The organism is Bacillus sp. E214 (genome assembly GCF_008087365.1).
Taxonomy (GTDB): Bacteria; Bacillota; Bacilli; order Bacillales; family Pradoshiaceae; genus Pradoshia.
Window position 1 is genome coordinate 17,502 of sequence record NZ_VENN01000001.1, and the last position, 25,328, is coordinate 42,829.

Consider the following 25,328-nt stretch of genomic DNA (forward strand, 5'->3'; position numbering starts at 1 on the left):
ACTCCGCCAAAAGATTTATCTCTTTTTGGGAGTCTCTTTTTTATGGATATGGATAAGTTAAATTCTGGTATTATGATATAAAAGATATCTGGATACAAGGAGGAGACGATATGTACCAATATTTTAACGGCTTAGTCATCCGGGAAGGGACAGAAGGAGTTCCAGCTGAAAGTGTAGAATCTCTTTTTACAGATGCAGGATGGGCGAGAAACACAACAGATTGGCAGAAAGAAAAGTTTTCATTAATATTTGAAAACTCCACCTGGGCTTATACTGTATGGGATTCTAGCCGAATGATTGGAATGGTTCGGGTTATTTCAGACAAAATAATGGCCGCTACTATAATGGATTTAGTCGTTTTAACCGAATATCGAGGAAAGGGGATCGGTAAAAAATTAGTTGAACTATGTGTACAAAAGCTTCCTCATGGAGATTGGTTCGCGCATACGTCCGCTGTTAATTTCAGTTTCTATGAAAAGTGCGGATTTGAAGTCAAAGACTTGTCCCAAAATGGAACGTGCGTCTATTATGGATATATACAAGCCCGTAAAGAGGGGCATAGATAAATAAAAACAAAGCTAACACCAACTAGAATCGCAGAGGATTTAGGGTGTTAGCTTTATTTATTTCACTCTATTTGGTTTCGTTTTCTCTCAATCTTCCCAGTTTACTGTGTTTTTTTCAAGAAGAATGAAAGAACGACATTTATGATAGCTAAAATTAAACTGATCTTAAATACAAATGCTGAACCAGTAGCTGCAGCTGCAGTTAAATCATTGGCTGCACCGGATAAGTAATCAGCTTGTTTCATAGAGAATAGAGATACCATTACCGCAATACCTATAGCTCCGGCTACTTGCTGAGACGTTTGTGTAATTGCAATACCATCTGGATAATATTGTCTAGGTAATGCATTCAGTGTATTTGTTTGTACGGATGCTAAGACCATACCAACACCTAACATCATCACGATATGTGTCAATACCATAATCCAAAGAGCGGTATCTGTTCCGTATGATGCATAAAGTCCATATCCAATGACAACAAGAATTGTACCTGGAGTAATCACGGCACGTGGTCCATATTTGTCAAATAATTTACCAATTATCGGCGCAAGTACACAGTTGATTAAACTCCCCGGAAGCATCATTAATCCTGTTACAAATGCTGAAACGATAAGGGCCATTTGCATATACATTGGTAAAACAACAAGCATGGAAAGCATGTTGAGGAAGGTAATAATATTCATAGCAAGACCTAAAACGAACATTGGGTATCTAAATGCTTTTAAGTTTAACATTGGGTGTTCCATCTTATTTTGACGGATACAGAAGAATAGTAATGCGATTAAGCCGATAATAATTGTTCCTAATACGGTTGCATTTGTCCAGCCAAGCTCTCCACCGACACTTACACCGTATACAACACCACCAAAACCAATTGTAGATAATACTACAGATAAAATATCAATTGAGACATTACGGATTTCATTAACATTCGGTATATAGATATAGCCAATGATTAGTGAAATTAATAAGAATGGAATGGTGAACCAGAAAATCCAATGCCAAGATAATGTATCTAAAATCATGCCTGCTAATGTTGGTCCAAAAGCTGGTCCAGCTAAAATAACTAATCCCATTGTTCCCATTGCAGCTCCACGTTTATTTGGCGGGAAAATCGTGAAAATAACACTTTGTGTTAAAGGTAAAATGATAGCCAACCCAGCTGCTTGAATAATACGTGCTGTTAAAAGTACGCTAAATGTGGGTGCTAAAGCAGCTAAAACTGTCCCTATAAGAGAGAAAAATAAAGCTGCCATGAACATTTGGCGTGTCGTGAATTTTTGCATTAAAATACCTGTAACTGGTACTAAAATACCAAGTGTTAAAAAGTAGCCTGTTGCCAACCACTGAATGGTTGTTGCATCCACACTAAAAATTTGGCTTAATTGTCCTAATGCTATATTTAAAGCTGTTTCACTAAAAAGCCCGACAAATCCTGCTACCAAGAGGGCAGCCATTATCGGTCCCGTTTTGATTTGTATTTGTTTATTCACTTGTTATAACTCCTCTAAAAATAAATTATTTGTAAATTCGAGATTGCTCTCAGGGAGAAACGCATTTGTAGAGCAAAAATCCATCTTCATTGGAAGTCTAATCACTAAAGAAATAGAAGAATACAGAATCTTCTGAAAAAAGATTCGATAAAACCTTTGATTATAAAATTTTCTCAATTAAAATCAGACTCTTGTAAACATACATACTAAAACTACATTAGGGCGAATTTTCACTCACCTATATTTGCTAACTGTAAAGCAAGTCATTGTCTCTATGTTTTTTTAGTCATTGATTCGTTTTTAATCATTCCACTTGGGCATTAATTATTGATAATTTGAGATAAATCCAGTATTCGCAAGTAGAATCATACTTCTTTCAAATGGTGAGAGAACGAAACTTTGCTATTTTTATGCTTGTTTCGTAGGATCCAACACCTGTATATCCTTTTGGCGGGATAGTCCATTGCATTCGTAAATAATCAGCAATTTTGTATCCCTCCTGTTAGTACACCTCCACCATACTAACCAGTCAGTCTGTTTTTCACTATAACAAAATATTTCTTCTTGTGTAAGTAATTTGTTTTTTTTGTGACAATATTTTTATAATTGATCTTTTTATGTATTAGGAGTTTTATGCATGGGGGTAAAAATGAAACCTTGCTATATCAAGGATGAATCAGTATATAAATCTATTAAAAATGTATCCCCTTACATTTGTAGCAGGGTAAACATGCACTAAATTGGGAAGTGGATTGTATTTTTTAAGTAATTCATATACCGAATTTTATTATTTCAAAATAATATAAAGCGGTGGTTAGATTAACTGGTTATTAGTGATGGTTTCATACAGCGGGGTAGTTTATTCTATCTAAATTCGACTATTGATAAATATTCATTGATAGGTAGTTCCCGATTTATTATCCTCTGAATACCTATTTCACTACTGGCCACCAAGAAAATAGTAAATAAAATCATCCTGTGATACATAATTATTTAAGATGTGAAATATTTGAAAATGAAAAGGTTCTGCTTTCTGATTAAATAAAGTTTTACATCTTTAAGAACTGTATAGAATAAAAAAGGATTAACGGCATTAGGAGTCGAAAAGCTATAGTAATAGGTTGTTACTAGGATATAAGGAGTATGGAATCATGCTGAAAATTTTACGCTATGTTTTTTCAACGGTAGTTTTAATATTTGTATTATACGGATTTATTACTAGAAGCTTTGCGTACCAACCATTTATGATTTTTTTCTTAGGGTTAATGATGTTAATCATTGGATTAGAAGAATATCAAAAAGGACGAAAACTGATTAGTTGGGTGAGTCTAGGTGGATTTTTGTTTGCCATGTATGTAGCAATTGAAGGTTTTATACTGAATTAACAATCTGCAGTAGGATCTTTTTGGCGCTTTCAGATTTATGATCAATATGTGATCACATCTTACATTTCAGATTACATTGTGAGTAATCATATTGTTTAGAGATCTGGCATAAACTGATCCATATCCACATTGGTAAAAAATCCTGAATAAATTGACAAGAAAATGTACTCGTGTTAAATTTATCCTTAATTAAAGAATTTTGAATTCGAGGTATATTGCATTTTACATAAAGTCTCGAATTCGAAATAAAAGTATTGGAGGAATAACAATGGCAAAATGGATAGTTGACCAGTCTCATTCAACAATTGGCTTTGCAGTGAAACATATGATGGTATCAAAGGTAAAAGGAAAATTTGATACGTATACAGCAGATATTGAAGCCGCGGATTTAACAGATTTGACAACAGCTCAAATTGCATTTCAATTTGATCCAGCAAGTATTAACACTTTTTCAGAAGATCGTGATACACACTTGAAATCTGCTGAATTTTTTGATGTGGAAGCATATCCTACAATCGAATTTAAATCTACAAGCATTACAAGATCTGGGGATGACTATAAAGTAACTGGTGATCTGACTATTAAGGATGTAACAAAGTCAGTTACATTCGATGTCGAATTTGGCGGAAAAGGCAAAAATCCTTGGGGAGTTGAAGTATACGGTTTTGAAGGGGACGCGAAGATTAACCGAGAAGATTTTGGTCTTACTTATAATGCAGCACTTGAAACGGGCGGCGTTTTAATTGGTAAAGATATTAAAATAGAAATAGAATTAGAGATTAACCCGGCAGCATAAGTTTAATCGTTCTTCTAAGGGGAAATAAAGAAGGATAATGTCTTCTAAAGAGGGTAATTTATGAGTGATTCCGCTCTTTTTTTATCCAATATCTCGAATTCGAGATAAATAGTTAACGGGGGTATAGATATGATATTGAATGAATTAAAAGGATTGCACCATGTGACTGCGATTACGAGCAGTGCAGAAAAAATTTATGAATTCTTTACAGGGGTTCTTGGTATACGCTTAGTGAAGAAAACCGTCAACCAGGATGATATTAAAACGTATCATTTATTTTTTTCAGATGATGTCGGCTCCCCGGGTACAGATATGACTTTCTTTGATTTCCCTAGTATTTCAAAGGGAATTCACGGGAACAATGAAATTTCGAAAACATCTTTCCGAGTTCCAAGTGACGCAGCTCTAGACTATTGGATTAAACGGTTTGATAAATACGAAGTTAAACATACAGGAATTCAAGAATGGTTCGGCAAAAAAACAGTGTCCTTTACTGATTTTGATGATCAGTCATATCAACTAATTTCTGATCAGAGTAATGAGGGAGTAGCTTCCGGAACGCCTTGGCAAAAGGGGCCTGTCCCATTGGAATATGCTATTACAGGATTGGGTCCAATATTTATTCGTACCTCTAATTTCGATTATTTAAAAAAACTTATGGAAGAGGTTTTGTTGTTTAGAGTGTTAGACAGCCATGAATCTTATCATTTGTTTGAAATGGGCGAAGGAGGCAATGGAGCACAGGTTATTGTAGAACACAATACAACTCTTCCACAGGCACAGCAAGGCTTTGGTACAGTTCACCATGTGGCATTTCGCGTGAATGACCGCTCAGAGCTGAAGGATTGGCAAAAACGTTTGCAGGCATTTAATATACCCAATTCAGGTTATGTAGAACGTTATTATTTTGGTTCACTCTATGCAAGATTGGCACCGCATATTTTATTTGAATTTGCAACGGACGGTCCTGGATTTATGGAGGATGAACCATACGAAACTCTTGGAGAAAAATTATCCTTGCCGCCATTTTTAGAAGAAAAACGAGAACAAATTGAAAGTATAGTTCGATCCATTAATACGGTTCGCAGTACCTTAACGTTTGAAAAAGAATACTTGTAAAGAGTAAGAACAACATAATCGGCAATTCATTATAAGCAACTAAGATGAGATTGAAAACTAAGATACTATTTCAGGGCTAATCGTAAATTTCGATTAGCCCTTTTATCTTTAATAGTGAATCTAGTTTTCTATATAAGGAAGATAGATTATTTGAAAATTGTTACAATATTTTTGTAACTATTACAATTTTATTTAAATTATACCAAATTCATGTTATGATATCTGAGTTAACAAATAAAGCCATTTTTGATTAAATTTTATTTATTTTAGAATGATTTGAAACCGTTTGCGTTTAGGGAGTGAGAGTATGGCGATAGATCCGAATGCACCGATTTTTAATATGGCGATACGCACAGCAGATATGATTGTTAAAATGTTTGGGCCGCGCTGTGAAGTGGCGGTACATGATTTTGCAGATTTAAAAAAATCTCTTGTCTATTTAGCCGGCAATGTTACAGGAAGAGAAATAGGTAGTCCATGTACGGATTTAGTATTAAACGAATTGACTAAACCTGTATCTGACATAGAGGATATTCCAAACTATAAAACCAGATTGATAAATGGAATCACAATGAAATCATCGACCATTTTTCTGCGGGATGTGGAAAATCATGTTATTGGGGCTATTTGCATTAATTATGATATTTCAATGATGATTCAATACGAGGCAGAAATTCAGGATTTCATTTCTTTTACTGAAACAGAAGAGAAGTCTGAAAACTTTTATTCGACCGTACAGGAAGTCATTCAAGATATGGTTGATCAAGTTTTATCCGGTTTTAAGAAACCGCCATCCATGTTGAGTCTAGAAGAGAAAATAGAATGTGTAAGATTATTACAGGAAAAAGGTGCTTTCCTAATTAAAGGTTCAACAGACTATTTAGCATCCGTTTTAGGAGTATCGAAGTTTACAATCTATAATTATTTGCAAAAAATACGCACACAAATAGATTACCAATTAGAATATCAGGTGAAATAAAGGAATCTATTACTTGTCGATTAAGGATTTTTGCACTATTTAGCTAAGCTTCTAATAGAATGAAAGCGATGGGGCTTTGGCTGGAAGTATCTGAAGAAAAGTAAGCTATCTAAAAAGCAGATTGAAAAAAGGAGAAAAACATAATGAAGTATCGATCAGCATTTGATATAATTGGTCCGGTTATGATTGGCCCATCCAGTTCACATACAGCAGGAGCTGCCAAAATAGGAAGAGCAGCCAGAACTATATTTAGCAAACAACCAAAGCGAGCAATCATTTCGTTATACGGTTCTTTTGCAAAAACCTATAAAGGTCATGGAACAGACTTAGCCTTAATTGCTGGTTTACTGGATTTTGATACCTTTGATGAGCGTATTCCAGATGCATATAAATTCGCTGAACAGGCAGGAATGGAAGTTCAATTTCTGGTTGAAGAGGCTGTAGTTGAACATCCTAATACGGTTAAAATAAATTTGTTTGATGATGGAGATAAAAAGTTAGAATTAGTCGGCATTTCCATTGGTGGTGGAACGATTGAGATAACTGAAATAAATTCGTTTAAATTAAAGCTGTCAGGTGGGCAGCCAGCTATATTGGTTATTCACAGGGATCAATTTGGGCTGATATCATCCGTTACAAGTGTATTAGCTAAAAATGAGATTAATATCAGCCATATGGAGGTTTCGCGTAAAGAACGGGGAGACATCGCAATTATGGTAATTGAAATGGATCAAAAGCTCGGAGAAGAAATCATAGAAGAGCTTAGTTCATTGCCAAACGTAAACCATGTAATCCGTATGTAAAATTAAATACTGACAGCAAGAGGAGGAAAGAATATGTTTCGAAATGTGGCCGAGCTTGTAGAGCTGGCACAATCCAATAATGTTAAAATTTCCGAAATTATGATTAGGCAGGAAATGGAAGTGTCCGAGCGATCAAGAGAAGATATTATTGCTCAAATGGATGAGAACCTCGCAGTTATGGAACGGGCGGTAGAGAGAGGTCTTAATGGTGTTAAATCTCATTCGGGATTAACCGGAGGAGATGCGGTGTTATTACAAAACTATATTAATTCAGGTAAATCTCTATCTGGTAAACTTTTATTAGATGCTGTCAGCAAAGCAGTGGCAACCAATGAAGTAAATGCAGCAATGGGAGTTATTTGTGCCACACCAACAGCAGGTTCAGCCGGCGTTGTTCCTGGTACATTATTTGCCGTTAAAGAACAGTTGAATCCGACTAGAATGGAAATGATTGAATTCTTATTTACGACAGCAGCGTTCGGTTTTGTAGTAGCAAATAATGCATCCATCTCTGGTGCAGCTGGGGGTTGCCAGGCAGAAGTTGGATCAGCTAGTGCCATGGCGGCAGCTGCCATAGTGGAGATGGCTGGTGGAACACCGCAGCAATCCGCAGAAGCTTTTGCAATTACTATGAAAAATATGCTTGGGCTTGTATGTGACCCAGTCGCCGGGCTTGTGGAAGTTCCGTGTGTTAAACGAAATGCGATGGGAGCTTCAAATGCAATAACAGCAGCTGACATGGCGTTGGCAGGGGTAACAAGCCGTATCCCATGTGATGAAGTAATCAGTGCGATGTATGAAATCGGAAAGTCCATGCCATCTGCATTACGGGAAACAGCAGAAGGCGGACTTGCAGCCACTCCAACAGGCCGCAGATTGGAAGAAGAAATCTTCGGAAAACCAAAAGCTAAATTAGTAGATTACTTGTTGGCAAAATAATAAGAAGCGTCTGTCCGCATCAAGTTAAGATGCAGGCAGGCGCTTTTTAAATGGTTGTGAGTGTGGTCCTGAAATTAAATGGGAAGGAATCCATTAATCTTCTTTATGTGGATCTATAATCATGTAAGGCCTCATCATGTCATAATCTTCATGTTCCAGAACGTGACAATGCCAAACATACGAGCCGCTATATGGAGAGAAGCGCATGATCAAGCGGGTAATCTCTCCAGGAGGGACAGCAACTGTGTCTTTCCAACCGTATTCATTTGGCTTTGGAGGCTGTGCAGGTCCAGTAAAGATAATGGTTCGATCCTCGTTATAACGATCCAAATCAAATGGCCGGCGATCGAGTATTTGGAATTGGATTAAATGGATATGAATTGGATGAGTAACGTTTGTAAGATTCATTAAGCTCCAAATCTCAGTCGTATCTAATCGTGGTTTTTCTGTCACTGGATCCATCCACATTTTATTATCGAGTAAAAGCAGAGTACGGCTGTATTGGTCGGTTGTACTTACTAATTTGAGGTTGCGAATGGCCGATATATTGTTGTGTTTTAAAGAGGGTACATAGGATAATCTGTTGGGAATATGGCTATTGTCCTGGCTGGAAAGTGGCTGATTTACCCTGAATTGAAGGATATCACCTGTTTGATCAGCTGGGTCTGTATTAGGTCCAAGATTATTTTTTAGCGTGATGGTTTTGCCTTCATATTGGCTAAAATCGACGATGACATCCATTCTTTCTGCAGGTTCAATTAGAATGCTGTCCATCATTACTGTTTTTGGCAATAAACCGCCATCAGATCCAATTTGATAAAAAGATTGTCCGGAATCAAGTTCCATTTGGTAACCGCGTGTATTCGAACCATTCAAAATACGAAAACGATATTTGCGTGGCTCCACTTCTAAAAACGGCCATACCTTCCCATTTACAAGAATAGTATCTCCAAGAAAGAACGGTCTGATGGAAGGGTTTGGTAAACCTTCTGCGGGATTATCCGGCTGGCTTGGATAAAATAAAGAGCCGTCATCGTTGAATGTCCGGTCCTGTATCAATAGGGGAATTTCAAAAGAACCGCTTGGCAGTTTCAGCGATTTTTCCTGTTCATCCCGAATAATATACATTCCGGCAAGACCAGCATATACATTCAGTCTGGTAATGCCCATGGCGTGATCATGATACCAGAGGGTAGCTCCACGCTGATTGTTTGGATATTCATATACTTTTCTTGTGAAAGCTTCGCCAACTTCCTTGAAATTATTTGTAAACCAGGCATCCGGGTATCCATCACTATCGGGACGGGTTTCGCTGCCATGTAAATGTGTAACTGTTCGAACCTCCGGCATATGTTCTAGATGATGGAATGTTTTATCGACAGGGAGAAAATGCTTGTCAGGAAGATTATTCTTCCATTTAACCTTTACAACCTCCCCCTGCTTGGCTTCTATAGTAGGCCCGGGATATTGGCTGTTATAACCCCATAAGCGAGTTGGCGGTAAATCTCGGTGTAGCTTTTGTTGAAACTCCTGCATTCTTACTTCATAATATGTTCCGCCTCGACCATTCTCCTTGGGATTCAGGGTTTTCATAATTTGGAGTGGATCCACGAACTTTTCCAGTTTTGGACTCATGTTGTCGGTCTCCTTTTTCACAATATACATTAGACTATGATGAACAGGATGGTTTGAAGTGGTCATTTGGACTAGTAAAGAGAGATAAATTAGTGAGAATAGCGGAGCGGCGATTGTTTAAAGAAAATGCATTAAAATTTTTAGCAATAAAAAAGGGAACAACAGACTGGCTGAAGTTCCCTGAATCTATTTATTTGAGTACCTTCCACAAATCAGTTCCAGTTGAGAATGATGAAGCAATAAATGAAACCGAAAATGAGAAGACTGCTGAAATGCCTGCTTAATTTTGCTAAAATAAAGATAATTATGCTGAAGGAGCTTAGAAATGGCTATCCAAATCTTTATATTAAGCAAACTAATGGAGGATAATAATTATCCTTATAAATTAAAAAAGCAGCTTTCAGAGCCAATTCCATTGGATCAATTAGGTGGATTAACAGAAAGCAAACTGTACTATCACTTTGAATCGTTGGCTAAACAGGGATTGGTTGAACAAGTTGAAGTTATAAAAGAGGAACATCGTCCAGATAAACAAGTTTTTGCGATTACGGATAAGGGACGTGAAGAGCTTCCTAAGAAAATATACAAACTGTTGGAAAATGCCGAGGATATCAGTGATATGGTAGTAGGTATTGCTAATATCAGGTATGTCGATCGTGATCGGGTTCTAACTATTCTTAACAAGAAATCAGAGCATATCCGTGCTCAATGGATGCATATTAAAGATTTTGAAAAAAAGGTTGAAGTAGACGAGGAAAACAAGAACCTTGTAGAGTTTATAGGGGAGTATGTGACTGCTAGAGTAGATCATACTATTTACTGGTTGGAAGAGTTAATCAAACAGATCAAACAGAGGAAAATATAAATTAACAGGAACTATATTTTTTTGAAAAATTACAAAAGATTTGGAGATTTTAAGGCACCACAAATGTTAGAGTCTACTAACAATTGTGGTGCCTTTTATATGCTGCCTAATAAAGTGTTGGCGATACCTATCTAGAAGGAGAGGTGTTCTATAAAAATGAAATATAGATTGGTCAGCTTCTCACCAATAAACTCCTATATTTTATTTCTACTAGAATTGGACACAAAGATTTTCTCATTTATAAAGGTACATATATTTATGGTTCTTTTATCTACTTCACAGAATTATCATTCACCATACAACATTAGATAACTGCTGTTATTAAAAATTCTGGTAGAAATATAGGATAAATTTCATGTATTTTTTTTGAAAAAAGAGGTTTAAAACTTAGAAATACCATATCATTTGCAATCTTTTTAACCTGTAATTTATAGTAATAATAGAAGTTGTTTATAATTATTATAGATTGAAATTAATTCCAAAGATGGTACTCCTTAATACTGTATATTCATCATACAGGGGTTATAAGGAGAGCTATTAAAAGAGGAGGTTTTCAGTATGGCAGAGAACAAAGATCATAATGGTTCAAAGAAAGAAGAAATGAAACGCGAGACTTTGACAACTCGTCAGGGCCATCCAGTAACGGATAACCAAAATATCCGCACAGTCGGAAATCGTGGACCTGCAACACTTGAGAACTATCACTTTATTGAAAAGATTTCCCACTTTGACCGTGAGGAAGTACCTGAGCGTGTCGTTCATGCTCGTGGTGCAGGAGCATTTGGATATTTCGAAACATATGGAAAAGTTGGCGATGAGCCAGTAGAAAAATATACTCGTGCAAAAGTATTTTCCGGTGCTGGAAAACGTACCCCATTAATGGTTCGTTTCTCTACAGTGGCAGGTGCAAAAGATTCATCTGAAACAGCACGTGATCCACGTGGATTTGCTGTTAAAATGTATACAGAAGACGGTAACTGGGATTTGGTTGGGAACAACCTTAAAATTTTCTTTATCCGTGATGCAATGAAATTCCCTGATATGATTCATGCATTTAAAGTGGATCCAGCTTCAAACGTGGCAGATCCTAGAAGGATGTTTGATTTTGTTTCCCGCACACCTGAAGCAACACATATGATTACATTCCTATTCTCTCCATGGGGTATTCCAGCAACATACCGCCACATGCAGGGATCTGGTGTAAATACGTATAAATGGGTAAATGATAAAGGCGAAGCAGTGTTGGTTAAATATCACTGGGAGCCAAAACAAGGAATTCGTAACTTGACACAAGAAGATGCAGATTCTATCCAGGCTAAAACAACTGCCCATGCAACACAGGATTTATATGAAGCGATTGAACGTGGAGAATACCCTGAATGGGAGTTATATGTACAAATTATGGAGGATGATTATCATCCTGAACTTGATTTTGATCCTCTTGATGATACTAAACTATGGCCAGAGGACAAATTCCCATGGTTGCCAGTTGGTAAAATGGTATTAGATCGTAATCCGGTCGATTATCATGCTGAAATTGAACAAGCTGCCTTCGGTACTGGAGTTCTTGTTGATGGTATGGATTTCTCAGACGATAAAATGCTGCAAGGACGTACATTCTCCTACTCTGATACACAACGTTATCGTGTAGGACCGAACTATCTTAAATTGCCAGTGAATGCACCAAAAGTGCCAGTTCGCACTAATCAGCATCGCGGCCAAATGGATGTTCGCGATCCAAAAGAATCCGGAGATAATCCGCATATTAACTATGAGCCATCTATGGTTGGCGGATTCCAGGAAGCAAGTAAAGAAGAACGTCCGCAACACCGTCCAACATACAATGCTGCAGTCATGAGTGAACCAATTGACCGTCCTAACAACTTTGGTCAAGCAGGTGAAACATATCGCAGCTTTGAGGATTGGGAACGTGATGAGTTAATTAACAACCTATCCAATGCTCTTGCAATTTGTGATAAACGTATTCAAGATGCCATGGTGGAATACTTCACTCAAGCAGATGAAGAATATGGACGCCGTGTAAGAGAAGGCATCGAAATGAAAATGAAAGAATTAGCAGAAATGAAGGAAGAATCTGCAGTACCAGGCCGTGAAGCAGGTAAATCCAGATTCGGTCAAGGTACGGCAGCAGCAATGGAAGCAACAAAAGATGCTGTGAAGAAAAGCCATGAGGCTGATCCATATTAATAGATGGACTAAAAGAAACTGCCAGTCAATTTGACTGGCAGTTTTTTAATGACGATTTGTTATTGAAGCAATAGAAGTAGTTAGAGATAAATGATAGAAAGAGAGGATTCCCTTTATTAAATCGCCTTCCCAATATGATAATTAGGAACTTTGGTTTTCAGAATCTTCATACATGATTTCGTTCATATCTTCAATCAATTGCTTCAAGTCTTCCTGATGTCTCAATGCAGCAAAACGCAAAGAAGATACAAATAGAGGATAAATATAAGTGAGGCTGATAAATTCTAGATAATCATTGAGATTACTGGCCTCTTCGGGATCTATAGCCACCCCTGTTGAAATCATATAATCATAATCTTCTTCTGCAGCATAAGCGATTTCAAACATTTGGTGACCAGCATCATTATTAGCTTGTTCTGCCACTTTTTCCATTTCCTCCATTAAATAATCAATATTGACGCTTAAATAGAGGGCAGCTTGCGGAAGGAAATTATAATCAGCATAGAGTACTAAACAACCGTCTCCTTCACCTTCTTCCCAGATTGGATACAGGGTAGGTGATAATCCTGGAAAGGGAAAATCGGGTACTTCCTCAAAATGAAAATATGTTTGCTTAGCTCTTTTCCCATAGCTTACTAGATCTTCATAACTGATCTCTTCAGCCAGTTTTCCACTAACAGAATTTCCTTGCCCAGTTTTAATCATCGCTCTTTTCATTAGCCTTCCACTCCTTTGTAATTTGTTCGTTTATCCCTTTTTCCAGCGTGCTAATCATAGAAAATATTGAACATGTGTTTGGCAACAAATTAAAACTACTGAGGTGTTTATCTCTAGCTCATCTTTAAAAAGCTAAAAACTAACCTAAATAAACGTCATTTCATGGGATAGGAAGGAATGACTTTTTTAGTGATGTAGTATGTATTTTAAATTGATTGGCAAACTTATGTAAGATCCTCAAGGAGTACAGTCTAGCAGAGCAAGATTGCTAAGATTTGTATTCTTATTTGTTAATATATGTAATATTGTGACATCTGAGAAATCAAAGATAAAGAGAATCTACGAAAATCAATCAATATTTTGGAAAATATTTAACTAAAATAGATAGCATTATAAAATTGTAAAAGAATTGTTGGTATACGCTGGCTTGCAAAACCTTGTGAGGGCTCTTTCATTTTTTAAATGACTATAAATGTTAACAATTACAGAAATATAAATCTATTAGTATGTTAAAATATTCCTGTATAGAATTAGTGTACAGGAGTTGAAAAGATGAAAAAAGCTTTATTTATCATGATCAGTTTATGGTCCATTTTTTTGTTGATGGGATGTAATTCGGAAGAGGAAAGTAAAGAAGAAGGACAGGATATAAGGGAAATGGTTCAAGATTATAGTACGGGGAGTTTTGATAATGTCTCTGCGTCCATTACATCACATAAGTTAATTGTGAAGGATGATAAGGAGAAGTCTTATGATCTTCCTGCGGAAGAGTTTTTTGTTTCCATTGCACCCTATGTTAAAGAGACTCATCCATGTGAAATCCACAGTTTAACAGGCTGCCAGGGGGAACTGGTTAATAAGGATTTCAATGTATATATTCAAGATGAAGATGGCAAGGTCATTGTTGATGAAACCATGACTTCCTTGGAAAATGGGTTTATAGATATATGGTTACCACGGGAGAAAACATATCAGGTAAGAATTAACTATGGAGAAAAAACATCTGAAACGACGATTTCTACCTTTAAGGACGACAATACCTGCATTACTACAATGCAATTAATATAGGTGTCTATTCAGAAATATGTTTGAGATTAACTATCCGCTGATTTTTTTATCTATACAAATATAAAAGTAGAGAGTGAACTAAAGGAAATAAATTGGGAATTACAACAAAAATTCAAAAAAAATCTACAAAGATTCCACCCCATAAGCAAAAGTAAAATCCGCCAATTTAAACGATGGGCGGATTTTTTATATCAATGATTTATCTATTTGGTTACTGTGCTTACAAATCATTTAACGAGATAATATCCCCGCTCGAGGCGCGTACTCCATAATGACAATCTAATAGTCCGCATAATATATATTTATTTTGCTGAGAATCAAAGACATAACGAGGTGTCAGCTCAAAATGATCTTTAATTTTTTGATAAGCTTCGTTTTTATTGACCAAAACTTCTTCTGAGCAAGAAAAATGACCAAATTGATCAATAAAAGGCTGATTATCCATGTAATTAATAGCTTGCAAACTCTTCGCATCAAAAATAATCATAAGCTTTCTATGAAAAACACATTTAGTGTCTTCTTGATTTAATCGTAATATTGCGTGGATGTATCCTTGATCACGGTGTAGAGTTTTCAGTGTCCAATTTCCTGTTTCATTTGAGTATACCTGGCGCAAAAATTCAGTGACCCCTACTATACATTTTTCTTCCTCAGCTTTACTAATTGGGAATGAATCCGGGCTCTGCTCATTGGATATTGCTTGCTCGATTGTTACATCCCAACTCAATTTAAGTTCCTGTCTTTCAAATGGTTTAAGGTTGGGTTCATCCCAATATATAGGTTTATTTATTTCTAAGGGTCTCATATCTTTGTTGAAATCTAATGGGATTACAGATTTCTGTTCATTTGTAACATAAATTTCCTCCACGCCATAAACGGGGATGAGTTGTTCCGATTCAAAGGATGGAAAATTGAGTAACTTTAATTGTTTCCATGCAAGGTGTTCTATTGATTCAAGAGATAGTGTGTATACTTCTTTCTTTATCATTTCATTGGGTGGAAATAGACCATGTTTAGAGTAGAGGGTGAGGTTACCATTATGATCTACAATCACTTTAATATGACCCGAGGGAGAAAAATATATATCTTCAAAGCATGCTTCAAAGTTAAATTCCCCATTTTCTTCTTTATGCAATTTAAAGTGCTTCCCATATGACAAACCAGTTTCTTGTTCAATCCAGTTTACAACGGTGTCTCTATTAACTTCAGTAAATCTAAAGCCGTTTGCATAAGAAATGTCGCCTACAAAAATTACTCTCTCATATCTTAGGCTATTAATATCTAATTCAATAACTGCTGTGCCCTCAGGGTTAAGTTCTTCTTCCTCTTGTTCCTCCACATGATTAGGAAACCACTCCATTTCAAGAAAATATACCGTCTCATTTAAGATATTTAACTTGCGAGATAATGAATGTCGTTTCAAATAATAATTATCCAAACCAAATTTAGCTCTGGTAGAATCAATTAATTCGTTTATTTTTATATTCATATTTTGCACCTACCCCTTTATAATCAGAACGCATATTACCTTAATTATACAGAAGAGTGAGCTTTAGGTTATAAATTATTAATTCTTCGATTATTAGTAATAACAATAATCCATACAAAACATAGCTAATTAGTTGGAATTAACTATTGACGTGATGTTTGGATAAATTGTAAGATTATTCTTAATCATTAATTTGATAGCTCGGATTTAAAAAAATTAAGCAGTATTTGAGGTGTTCAAATGACAGAACGATTTTATGACCAATTAAGTAAAGATTTTGAGGAAATGGTTTCCTGGAGGAGATATTTACATCAAAATCCGGAATTGTCATTTCAAGAGTCAAACACTGCTAAATTCATTGCAGATAAGCTGCGAAGCTTTGGAATCAACGTGAAGGAGCAGGTTGGAGGAAATGGAGTGATCGGTGTTATTGAGGGCAATCATCCGGGAAAAACCATTGCTTTCCGAGCTGATTTTGATGCTTTACCAATCCATGATGAAAAGAACGTTAAGTATAAATCAAGTGTTGACGGAGTCATGCACGCTTGCGGTCACGATGGACATACATCGGCTTTACTTGCGGTAGCGAAAGTATTAAACAATCATCGCAATCAATTAAAGGGGAAAGTAGTTTTATTATTTCAACATGCGGAGGAGAAGCCACCAGGCGGTGCAAAATTTATGATAGAAGAGGGTGCTTTGGACGGTGTGGATTTCATCTTTGGTGGGCATCTTGCGACTGATTTGCCTGTGGGGAAGATTGCAACAAGACCGGGTCCTGTCATGGCATCTGTTGACGCATTTAAAATCACCTTGCAGGGGATAGGAGGACATGGTGCAAGACCGCATCAAACCATTGATACTGTAGCAATTGGGAGCAGGTTGGTTACTCATCTGCAGGAGATAGTCAGCCGCCGTGTTGATCCAGTTGAACCGGCTGTTGTAACGGTTGGAAGCTTCCATGCCGGAAACGCCTTTAATATTATTGCAGATTCGGCCATTTTGGAAGGAACTGTTCGCGCTATGAACTCGAATGTTCGCCAACAAATCGAGTCCGAAATTCGTGCTATTCTGGATGGGATGAAGGTTGCTGATAGAATTGAGTATTCATTAGAGTATATCCACGGATATCCAGTCCTGGTCAATCATAAAGAGGAAGCCTTATTAATTGAAAAATTAGTAAAAGAAACGATTTCTTTGGATGCCTTTGTTGAAAAAGACATCGTCCTTGGAGCTGAGGATTTTGCTTATTATCTGGAAGAGAGACCAGGGGCATACTTCCATGTTGGAGCACATAATGAACAGGCAGAAACACAGTTCCCTCACCATCATCCGCGATTTGATTTTGATGAAAAGGCATTGCTGCAGTTAAGCCGTATTTTTCTACAATTAGCTAATCATTATTTAGTAACAGACTAGGGGGAAGATTTATGTTTCAATTTGACCATCTTGTTCACTTTGTTAATAGCCCAGTAGAGGCAATAGAGCAGTTTCGCGATGTTGGCTTACACGCTGTTGAAGGCGGTAAGCATGAGAGTTTAGGTACATATAATTCTCTTAGTTATTTTGATTTAAGTTACATAGAATTGATCGGTGTTTATGACAAAGAGGCAGTAGTGTCCTCCTCTGGTATGAAATATAGCTTAAGGGAAACATTGAAGAACGATCAATTCGTAGAAGGATTATCAAGGATCGCGCTGCGTTCCAATGATTTAGAAAGTGTTGCGGAGAGGTTTCGTCAACATGGATTGGATGTATATGGGCCGCACCCGATGAGTCGAAAAAGACCCGATGGAAGTGTGGTCAGCTGGAAGCTATTATACGCAGGGAAACAGGGAGCAAAACTAGATTTACCATTCTTTATTGAATGGGATCAAAAAGACGAAGAACGCAAACAGGATTTAAAAGATCGATCTGTCATCGCAAAGCATGAAAAAGGTGACATTCATTTATCATACGTAGGATTTGCTGTTCAAAAGCATGATGAAACAGCGAAAAAATGGGCTGAATATTTAGATTTGCAGGAAGGAGAAACCTTTATCGATTCTTCATTGAATGCTACTGGAAAAAGGCTGCATGTAATGGGTGGAGATATTGTTTTATTTAGCCCGAATGGAGAAGGCCGTGTATCCGACATTTTAAATAAAAGAGGAGAAAAGCCATTTTTAGTCCAATTTAGCGGTGCCGGACAGGATGAAGAGGTCCAAATTTCAAAAGCAATCTATAGATTTTCAAAATAAATGAAGATAAGGGTGGGGACCTATGAAAAAGCGTACATCAAACTACTTAATCGGAATTCTATTACTGGTTGGTGTATTATTCATCACTGGATGCGGAAAAGAAAGTTCAAGTAACGCTTCAAAAAATGGAGATAAAGAGATTACGATTGGCTATCAAAAAGGGAATACACTACATATTTTAAAAGAATCTGGCTATCTGGAAGATACCTTGAAAGAAAAAGGGTACAAAGTGAAATGGGAAATGTTTACACATGGCGGAACATTGTTAGAAGGATTATATGCCGGTGCCATTGACTATGGACACGCTGCTGACGGATCCGGAATCTTTGCTCAAGCCTCCGGTAAACCACTTGTATATGTAGGGGCAGATACACCAAATCCTGAAGGTGTTGGATTGATGGTTTTAAAGGAATCAGGGATTACTTCGATTGAACAGTTAAAAGGAAAAAAGATAGGGGTTTTAAAAGGTGGTAATCATCATTATTTAGCGGTACTGGCAATTGAAAAGGCCGGTCTGTCGGTTGATGATGTGGAGTGGGTATATCCGGAGGATGCTGCGCAGGGAAGATCCATTTTTGAAACGAAAAAAGTGGATGCTTTGGCATCCTATGACCCATTCTTTGCTGCTGCTGAAGTTGAATTAGATACGATCACATTTACAGAAAACGTGGATTATCAATATCCCAATCGTACGTTCTACTATGCAACGCCAGACTTTGCGAAAGAGCATTCAGATTTAGTTGATCTTATTTTAGAAACTACGGATAAATCAGACCAATGGGCAAATGAAAATAAAGATGAAGTAGTCAAGATTATGTCCAAGGCATTGGGGATTGACGAAAAGATCGTGAAAAAGCAGTTGGATCGTCGAACATTCGGAGCAACGAAATTAACTCAGGAGATTGTGGATACACAGCAAAAACAAGCTGATAAATATTTTGAAATTGGTTTGATACCGAAAGAACTCGATGTTTCTAAAGATATGCCAATCAACTAAAAAGGAATGAAGACAATGAATCATAAAATAGTTAGGAATATTGAGCCCTGGATTATTCCAGTTATCATCCTGATTGTCTGGGAAGTCGTCGCCAGATTAGAAATTGTTAATGCTTCCCTTTTTCCTGCCCCTATCAGTGTATTAATTAGTGGTTGGGAGTTACTCGCGAGCGGTGAATTGGTCACTCATATTGGGGCAAGCTTAGGGCGCGCTGTTGTTGGGATGGTGATTGGCGGACTAATCGGTTTTGCACTTGGTATATTTAATGGCCTTTCAGATCGCTCCTATCGTTTAACAGATACGAGCATTCAAATGCTACGCAATATACCGCACTTAGCATTATTGCCGCTCGTCATTGTTTGGTTGGGAATTGACGAAGGTGCAAAAATATTTCTGGTTGTATTAGGTGTGTTGTTCCCTGTCTATGTTAATACATTCCACGGCATTCGTAATGTGGATCCAGGACTAGTTGAAATGGGGAAAATGTATAAATTAAAGGGATGGAGATTATTTAAGGAAATTCTTCTGCCTGGTGCACTTCCTTCCATCTTCGTTGGTTTACGATATGCTCTCGGTGTAATGTGGTTAACCTTAATCGTTGCTGAAACAATTCCAACACAAGTAGGAATTGGCTATTTAGCAACGAATGCAAGGGAATTTATGCAAACGGATATCATTATATTAAGTATTGTAATCTATGCGTTACTGGGTAAACTGGCAGATATCATTGCCCAATTAGGTGAGAAAAAAGCGCTGAAGTGGAACGTAAGCTACAACAAATGAAGGAGGAGGTGGTAAGAGTGAGTAAGCTGGCAGCTGTAAAGTGGGAGAGTCAGAAAGAAATAGTTAATGATCAGGCGATTCAGATTGAAATCAATGATGTTAGCAAGCAATTCGGTGACAAAGAGGTATTAAAAAATATACAGCTAACCATTGAAAAAGGAGAGTTTGTAGCCATCATTGGGAAAAGTGGAAGTGGGAAAAGTACGCTTTTAAGACTTGTCGCAGGACTAGAGACTTTAACAAGCGGAGAACTGCTATTTAATGGAGTAGCATCCAATCAATCAACTGCCAATGTGACGATGATGTACCAGGATTCAAGATTGTTGCCATGGAAAAACGTTGTTGATAATGTAGGGCTCGGTCTTGATGGGAATTGGCAAGCAAAAGCAGAGGAAGTGTTGGACGCAGTTGGCTTATTATCGTTCAAGGATCAATGGCCGTCTACATTATCAGGAGGACAAAAACAACGTGTCGCTTTAGCGCGTGCGCTCATTCATGAACCATCTTTGCTCATGCTGGATGAACCATTAAGCGCTCTTGATGCATTTACAAGGATGGAAATGCAAAATTTAATCGAAACCCTCTGGCAACGAACTGGATTTAATGCTTTACTCGTCACTCATGACGTAAGAGAAGCAATTCGTCTGGCAGACCGGATAATCCTTATACAGGATGGTTATGTATCAATGAATGTAAAAGTCGATGCACCTAGACCGCGACAATTTACAGACAATAAGTTAACGTTATTGGAGGATAAGGTCCTGCAGCGAATTATGCAGGGGGAGTAGAAATAAAGCACGTCATTATTTTGGGGAATAAACTTGAAGAGATAAACGGTATAATCAAACAACTAAAATGTAGAACAATAAAGAATTTATAAAAATGAAATTATATTGCTATTTGATGGATCTCCCCAAAAGTTAAAGTTGGATTCTAACTTTTGGGGGTCATTTTTTTGGAGAGGTCTTCTTCTACTATCTTGTATCATCATGTAAGATCTGTGAAGTAACTTAAACCAGAAGTTATATGTTGCGGTTACTCACGGTAATTCAGTATAAAACGTGGAATATCAGAAAAACAGGTTCTTAACTGGTGTGTATATTCGGTATATCTTCAAGCACTGTATACCAATTACTATGCAGTAATCTGTTGCTATGTCCTAAAGAGTTAAAGGGCTTTATCCTGACTCTTTACATCCTCATTAAGTGCATCGTATTTGATGACTCCGTTCTCTGCCATTAGAATATAATTATCTGGATTTGCAGGGTTGAGCAGGAACACAAGGTATTCTGGTCCCAGTTCACCACTAAGTTTAGCTATTGAGTCAGCCAGATAGTTCCAGTCGTCCTTCGACATTTTACCGGTTAAAATCATTTCCATTTCCACAATAAAGTTCGGATCGGTCGGCAGAATCAGGAAGGCTTTTAATTCTGCGTTGTACTCCACCTTGGCAATTCCTTGGTATGCGTCTTGAAGGATTGACAGAGCGACTTGAGGGTCAATGGACCCCTTTTGTACTGGGGGAGGGGCTTCCTCTTTAGGCTCCACGGCTGGGGGAGCTTCTTCTTTAGGTTCCTCAATTGCAGGTGCCTCTTCTTTAGGCTCTTCTACTGAGGGAGCTTCCTCTTTAGGTTCCACTGCTGCAGGAACTTCTTCTTTAGGTTCTCCCTTCGGCTTAACTACCTCTTCTTCACCACAAGCAACCAACAGACCAACAAGACCAGCAAAAAGAATCAGTTTTTTCAAGCTATATTCCTCCTTCTGAAAATACGTTATTCAGTTAGGGGATGTTTTGCTCATCACTTTCGACTATTTCTGAACTGCTTGTTTCAACATTTAATTAAACATTTCAAGCTAGTTGTTATTACACTTTATGGCATAGTGTTATGGAGTGTATATAACCTACTAACGGCCTTCTTTTAATAAAAGTAGTATAATATTGTTTGGTGGGTGATGAAATGGATAAAAAATTGGAGAGACGCAAGAGGATGGTTAAAGCTGCTAAAGAATTATTTGCAGAGCATGGTTTTGAAAAAACAACCATGCAGAAAATTGCAGATGAATCTGGTGTAGGTGTGGCAACTCTATTTCGTTATTTTCCGAAAAAAGAGCATTTAATTATTGAAGTTATAAAAGAAGTCATAGAACAACAGGTACCAATTTTTGAGAAAATTATAGAATCTAACAAAACGGGTATAGAAAAAATGGATGACGTGCTAACTGCTTATATTATGTATATAAACGAAGAAAATAGCATATCATCAAAACTTTTGGAAGCTTTCGAAGTTTATATTGCATTTATCCAAATTGAAGTTGGATTGCTAGAAGAAATACATAAGGCCTACGGGAAAATTAGCGGCATCATTTTAAAAATTATTAATGAAGGTAAGAAGGATGGAAGCATACAGCTTTCACAAACCAATGAAGTGATTATAAGTACGATCATGAATATGTTCGGAACTGCTGTAAAGAAATATTCATTATATTCTTTAATACCAGAGGATGTTTTTATCTCTGCTCCTAAAAAGGAAAATTTAATTATAGTAAAGGATATAATTCTATCATACTTACAAAAAGGGAAGTAATAAGGGTTCCGTTATTTGAGATGTATGATTTATTAGTTTTTCTTATAAAATACTGCACAATAAATATTGTCATCATGGTTTCAAACTATGAAAGAAGAAAAAAAGACGCGTAATTTACACGTCTTTTTTTCTATCTTTTTATGATAAACAATCCTAAATAGAACTTTATATATGGGTAGATCGCTTCTATTATTTTTTTACTGTATTAATTTCAAGTAATTTATCTACAATTGCATCTGTTAGTTCCTGTGCTGTCTGTGGAACAAATTTGGTTAGTATTTGATTGACCATTGCACCCATCATACCGCCAGCAGTGATATCAAGATGTCCTGACATTTTAGTTGTCTTTTCGTCAATGACTTCGGCACGGAAATAGCCTCCGCCATTAAAGTTATCAGACAAACCTTTTAGATCAAAAATTACTTCGGATGGTTCATTCCATTCTTTAATATCGATTTGGAGCTTAACTGTCTTTTTCATAAACCCTAAGTCACCCTTGAATGCCCAAGTAGATTGGCGTTCACTTAAAATTTCATGGTCGATATATCCTGGAACAAGTGGAGCCCATTTGTTCATGTCATGAACAAATTCCCAAATTGTTTGAATATCTAATGGTACTTCAACTGTATGTGTTCCTTGTGGCATGATCTGCACCTTCCCGTTTCTGTATGGTTGTTTTATATGGTTATTGACGCAAATGAGTCATTATCTAAGAAAGTCTTTGTTTTTTTATTATGAATTGGCTGCGTGCTGTCCAGCTAAGAAGCCAAATACCATAGCAGGCCCGATTGTTCCGCCGGCACTTGGATAAATTGGGCCAAGTGGATTTCCTGAAGCATTTCCGGCAGCGTATAAACCTTTAATTGGTTCACCATTAAAGTTAACAACTTGTCCATTTTCATTGATTTTTGGTCCGCCATTCGTACCGAGTGCACCTAAATAGATAGGTAATGCGTAAAATGGACCTTTTTCAATTTTGCCTAGGTTTTTCTCAGGACTTCCGCCGCCATTTGTTAAGGCTTCAAACTGTATCGTACCGCGGTGGAAATCAGGGTCTTCACCTTGCTCACAATATTCGTTCCATTTTTGAATCTCCATTTCCAAACCGTCTGGATCAACACCAATTTTTTCAGCTAGCTCGCGAATAGTATCAGCTTGATCTACCCATTCAGGTGCAGGATCACCAGGTGCCATAGTAATAATGAGTTCGCTATCTTTTAGCTGTTGGTCAAAAATCATCCAGTTTGGTCCTTTGTTTGGAAACTCTACTTTTACTGGATCATAATTAAAGAAGGCTCTTGGCATATCGTTATAGGTTGTTCCTTCATGGACGAATCGGCGTCCGTATTTATTCACGATGATAGAGTTTGGACCATTACGGCCACCACCTAGCTGCGCCATTACATTATCTTCATATTCAAATGTTGGATCCACCATTGCTGGATACCACCATGCTTCACTCATATTTTCAAGTGCAGCGCCAGCCTTCATAGCCATTAAGAGTGCGTCTCCTTCATTACCAGGAGGGGTAACTGGATGAGTGAACTCAGCTTTTAAGAAGGCTTTGACTAATTGTTTATTCCATTCAAATCCGCCTGATGCTAGAATTACTCCTTTGCGTGCAGCGAAACGTAAAATTTCTCCATCTTTTGTTTCAGCGACAATTCCGACTACTTGTCCATCCTCGTCCATAATTAGCTCTTTACCAGCTGTTTCGATTAAGGTTTCGACGCCGCGATCCAAGCATGCTTTAAATAAAGAAGCGACTAATGAGCGACCCATAGTAACAATATTATTTTGCATACGCTCAGCCACTAACTGGAAGTCAATTCCTCCAACGGCTCCGCCTTCTTCTAATGTCAGAGGAGGGAAAATTGGGTTTTGACGGACTAATGAACCCCATTCTCCAATTTCATTTAAATCAAATGGAGCAGGGTCTAATGAACGTGTCCCATGTTTTAATGCCTCATCCATACGTGCATAATATTCTGGATAAGATTTTGGAGAAACAAATTTGACAGGAGTATGATCATCTAAAAACTTAATGATTTCATGTCCTTTATCTACAAAAGTTTCAATCATAGAATCTTCTGCTCGGCCAAGTGCTAAGCGTTTTATGAAATTAATAGCATCTTCACGATTATCTTCATACCCTTTTTCTTTCATATAATGATTAAGTGGAATCCAAGGAACTCCACCTGAAAAAGCAGTTGTTCCACCGATTTGATGGGTCTTTTCTAACACAAGAACCTTGGAACCGCTTTCAGAAGCGGCCACAGCAGCTGTCAAAGCGGCGCCACCAGTCCCTAAAACGATTACATCTACTTCTTTGTCCCAATTAGTAGGTATTTTACTAGACAAAAAATCATCCCCTTTGCCATTTTTGATAGTGACACTATCAATAAATTGATTATCACCGATAATTCTAATTATTTCAAGTTATTTGTCTAATTTGTGAAAAAAATAATTTATTATGTTTCTAGAATGCAAAACTCCAACCTTATCAATAGTGGGATAAGAACAATAGAACCATCGGAATATGTCTTTTGGACTATGTGGTAGAGAGAATATTACAAGGGTAAGTGGTATAAACATGAACTAAGTTGTTTAAATGGTGAATAGGGGAGTTTTAAATTGAAGGAGAGGGGTAGCTTTTTTATC

General features: G+C 37.2%; 24 protein-coding genes. 17 read left to right on the top strand and 7 right to left on the bottom strand.

The window, feature by feature from the left end; genetic code table 11:
- Positions 1-110: 110 nt before the first annotated feature.
- Complete coding sequence (locus tag FHY47_RS00095) at positions 111-566, top strand: GNAT family N-acetyltransferase (protein WP_148629478.1); 456 nt, start codon at positions 111-113, stop codon at positions 564-566.
- Positions 567-667: 101 nt separating this feature from the next.
- Here FHY47_RS00095 and FHY47_RS00100 read toward each other — a convergent pair whose 3' ends face one another.
- A complete protein-coding gene (locus FHY47_RS00100; protein ID WP_139891403.1) occupies positions 668-2,059 on the bottom strand; it encodes a DHA2 family efflux MFS transporter permease subunit in 1,392 nt (463 codons plus the stop codon).
- 1,151 nt (positions 2,060-3,210) lie between these two features.
- Here FHY47_RS00100 and FHY47_RS00105 point away from each other — a divergent pair.
- The 6 genes from FHY47_RS00105 to sdaAA all read left to right on the top strand — a co-directional run bounded on the left by FHY47_RS00105 (position 3,211) and on the right by sdaAA (position 8,080).
- A complete protein-coding gene (locus FHY47_RS00105) occupies positions 3,211-3,444 on the top strand; it encodes a DUF3953 domain-containing protein (RefSeq protein WP_139891402.1) in 234 nt (77 codons plus the stop codon).
- 268 nt (positions 3,445-3,712) lie between these two features.
- On the top strand, positions 3,713-4,240 hold the full coding sequence (locus tag FHY47_RS00110; protein ID WP_066101287.1) for a YceI family protein: 528 nt from the start codon (positions 3,713-3,715) through the stop codon (positions 4,238-4,240).
- Between the two features lie 135 nt (positions 4,241-4,375).
- Positions 4,376-5,359 carry a ring-cleaving dioxygenase gene (locus tag FHY47_RS00115; RefSeq protein WP_140461655.1) on the top strand — a complete coding sequence of 328 codons (984 nt, stop codon included), beginning with the start codon at positions 4,376-4,378 and terminating at the stop codon, positions 5,357-5,359.
- 307 nt (positions 5,360-5,666) lie between these two features.
- Positions 5,667-6,338, top strand: coding sequence for a helix-turn-helix transcriptional regulator (locus FHY47_RS00120; RefSeq protein ID WP_066101283.1), 672 nt, complete (start codon positions 5,667-5,669; stop codon positions 6,336-6,338).
- Between the two features lie 143 nt (positions 6,339-6,481).
- Positions 6,482-7,141: an L-serine ammonia-lyase, iron-sulfur-dependent subunit beta gene (gene sdaAB, locus FHY47_RS00125; RefSeq protein WP_066101280.1), complete on the top strand. Its 660-nt coding sequence runs from the start codon at positions 6,482-6,484 to the stop codon at positions 7,139-7,141.
- Positions 7,142-7,174: 33 nt separating this feature from the next.
- Entirely contained in the window at positions 7,175-8,080 is a 906-nt protein-coding gene (gene sdaAA, locus FHY47_RS00130) for an L-serine ammonia-lyase, iron-sulfur-dependent, subunit alpha (RefSeq protein ID WP_066101277.1), read from the top strand.
- Positions 8,081-8,173: 93 nt separating this feature from the next.
- Here the strand turns inward: sdaAA and FHY47_RS00135 are convergent, their stop codons facing one another.
- The gene (locus FHY47_RS00135; RefSeq protein WP_139891400.1) at positions 8,174-9,715 is read right to left on the bottom strand and encodes a multicopper oxidase family protein; all 1,542 of its coding nucleotides are present in this window, start codon (positions 9,713-9,715) and stop codon (positions 8,174-8,176) included.
- Here FHY47_RS00135 and FHY47_RS00140 point away from each other — a divergent pair.
- From FHY47_RS00140 to FHY47_RS00150, 3 genes are all read left to right on the top strand, one after another.
- Positions 9,706-9,999, top strand: a complete 294-nt coding sequence (locus tag FHY47_RS00140; protein ID WP_148629479.1) for a hypothetical protein — start codon at positions 9,706-9,708, stop codon at positions 9,997-9,999. The two genes, FHY47_RS00135 and FHY47_RS00140, sit on opposite strands and share 10 nt — an antisense overlap.
- 41 nt (positions 10,000-10,040) lie before the next feature.
- Positions 10,041-10,580, top strand: a complete 540-nt coding sequence (locus tag FHY47_RS00145) for a PadR family transcriptional regulator (RefSeq protein ID WP_066101271.1) — start codon at positions 10,041-10,043, stop codon at positions 10,578-10,580.
- 558 nt (positions 10,581-11,138) lie between these two features.
- Positions 11,139-12,788, top strand: a complete 1,650-nt coding sequence (locus tag FHY47_RS00150; protein WP_066101268.1) for a catalase — start codon at positions 11,139-11,141, stop codon at positions 12,786-12,788.
- A gap of 141 nt (positions 12,789-12,929) precedes the next feature.
- Here FHY47_RS00150 and FHY47_RS00155 read toward each other — a convergent pair whose 3' ends face one another.
- Positions 12,930-13,505, bottom strand: a complete 576-nt coding sequence (locus tag FHY47_RS00155) for a hypothetical protein (protein ID WP_139891399.1) — start codon at positions 13,503-13,505, stop codon at positions 12,930-12,932.
- Positions 13,506-14,057: 552 nt separating this feature from the next.
- On the opposite strand from FHY47_RS00155, the gene FHY47_RS00160 reads away from it, so the two are divergent.
- Positions 14,058-14,573, top strand: a complete 516-nt coding sequence (locus FHY47_RS00160) for a CueP family metal-binding protein (RefSeq protein ID WP_148629480.1) — start codon at positions 14,058-14,060, stop codon at positions 14,571-14,573.
- Between the two features lie 220 nt (positions 14,574-14,793).
- On the opposite strand, the gene FHY47_RS00165 is transcribed toward FHY47_RS00160, so the two are convergent.
- Complete coding sequence (locus FHY47_RS00165; protein ID WP_066101257.1) at positions 14,794-16,062, bottom strand: hypothetical protein; 1,269 nt, start codon at positions 16,060-16,062, stop codon at positions 14,794-14,796.
- A 240-nt stretch (positions 16,063-16,302) separates the two neighbouring features.
- On the opposite strand from FHY47_RS00165, the gene FHY47_RS00170 reads away from it, so the two are divergent.
- From FHY47_RS00170 to FHY47_RS00190, 5 genes are read left to right on the top strand one after another with little or no spacing between them, the layout of a single operon-like run.
- Complete coding sequence (locus FHY47_RS00170; RefSeq protein WP_140461176.1) at positions 16,303-17,481, top strand: M20 metallopeptidase family protein; 1,179 nt, start codon at positions 16,303-16,305, stop codon at positions 17,479-17,481.
- Positions 17,482-17,492: 11 nt separating this feature from the next.
- A complete protein-coding gene (locus FHY47_RS00175) occupies positions 17,493-18,302 on the top strand; it encodes a VOC family protein (RefSeq protein ID WP_066101251.1) in 810 nt (269 codons plus the stop codon).
- Between the two features lie 22 nt (positions 18,303-18,324).
- The gene (locus tag FHY47_RS00180) at positions 18,325-19,299 is read left to right on the top strand and encodes an aliphatic sulfonate ABC transporter substrate-binding protein (RefSeq protein WP_148629481.1); all 975 of its coding nucleotides are present in this window, start codon (positions 18,325-18,327) and stop codon (positions 19,297-19,299) included.
- A gap of 15 nt (positions 19,300-19,314) precedes the next feature.
- Positions 19,315-20,082, top strand: coding sequence for an ABC transporter permease subunit (locus FHY47_RS00185; RefSeq protein ID WP_066101245.1), 768 nt, complete (start codon positions 19,315-19,317; stop codon positions 20,080-20,082).
- Positions 20,083-20,099: 17 nt separating this feature from the next.
- The gene (locus FHY47_RS00190) at positions 20,100-20,870 is read left to right on the top strand and encodes an ATP-binding cassette domain-containing protein (protein WP_225983666.1); all 771 of its coding nucleotides are present in this window, start codon (positions 20,100-20,102) and stop codon (positions 20,868-20,870) included.
- A gap of 379 nt (positions 20,871-21,249) precedes the next feature.
- On the opposite strand, the gene FHY47_RS00195 is transcribed toward FHY47_RS00190, so the two are convergent.
- On the bottom strand, positions 21,250-21,828 hold the full coding sequence (locus FHY47_RS00195; RefSeq protein WP_139891394.1) for a hypothetical protein: 579 nt from the start codon (positions 21,826-21,828) through the stop codon (positions 21,250-21,252).
- Between the two features lie 212 nt (positions 21,829-22,040).
- Here FHY47_RS00195 and FHY47_RS00200 point away from each other — a divergent pair, with 212 nt between their 5' ends.
- Complete coding sequence (locus FHY47_RS00200; RefSeq protein WP_066101237.1) at positions 22,041-22,667, top strand: TetR/AcrR family transcriptional regulator; 627 nt, start codon at positions 22,041-22,043, stop codon at positions 22,665-22,667.
- A gap of 189 nt (positions 22,668-22,856) precedes the next feature.
- Here FHY47_RS00200 and FHY47_RS00205 read toward each other — a convergent pair whose 3' ends face one another.
- Together FHY47_RS00205 and FHY47_RS00210 are read right to left on the bottom strand one after the other, a co-directional pair.
- Positions 22,857-23,312 carry an SRPBCC family protein gene (locus FHY47_RS00205; protein WP_066101234.1) on the bottom strand — a complete coding sequence of 152 codons (456 nt, stop codon included), beginning with the start codon at positions 23,310-23,312 and terminating at the stop codon, positions 22,857-22,859.
- Between the two features lie 87 nt (positions 23,313-23,399).
- A complete protein-coding gene (locus FHY47_RS00210; protein WP_175354222.1) occupies positions 23,400-25,028 on the bottom strand; it encodes an FAD-binding protein in 1,629 nt (542 codons plus the stop codon).
- Positions 25,029-25,328 lie beyond the last annotated feature (300 nt).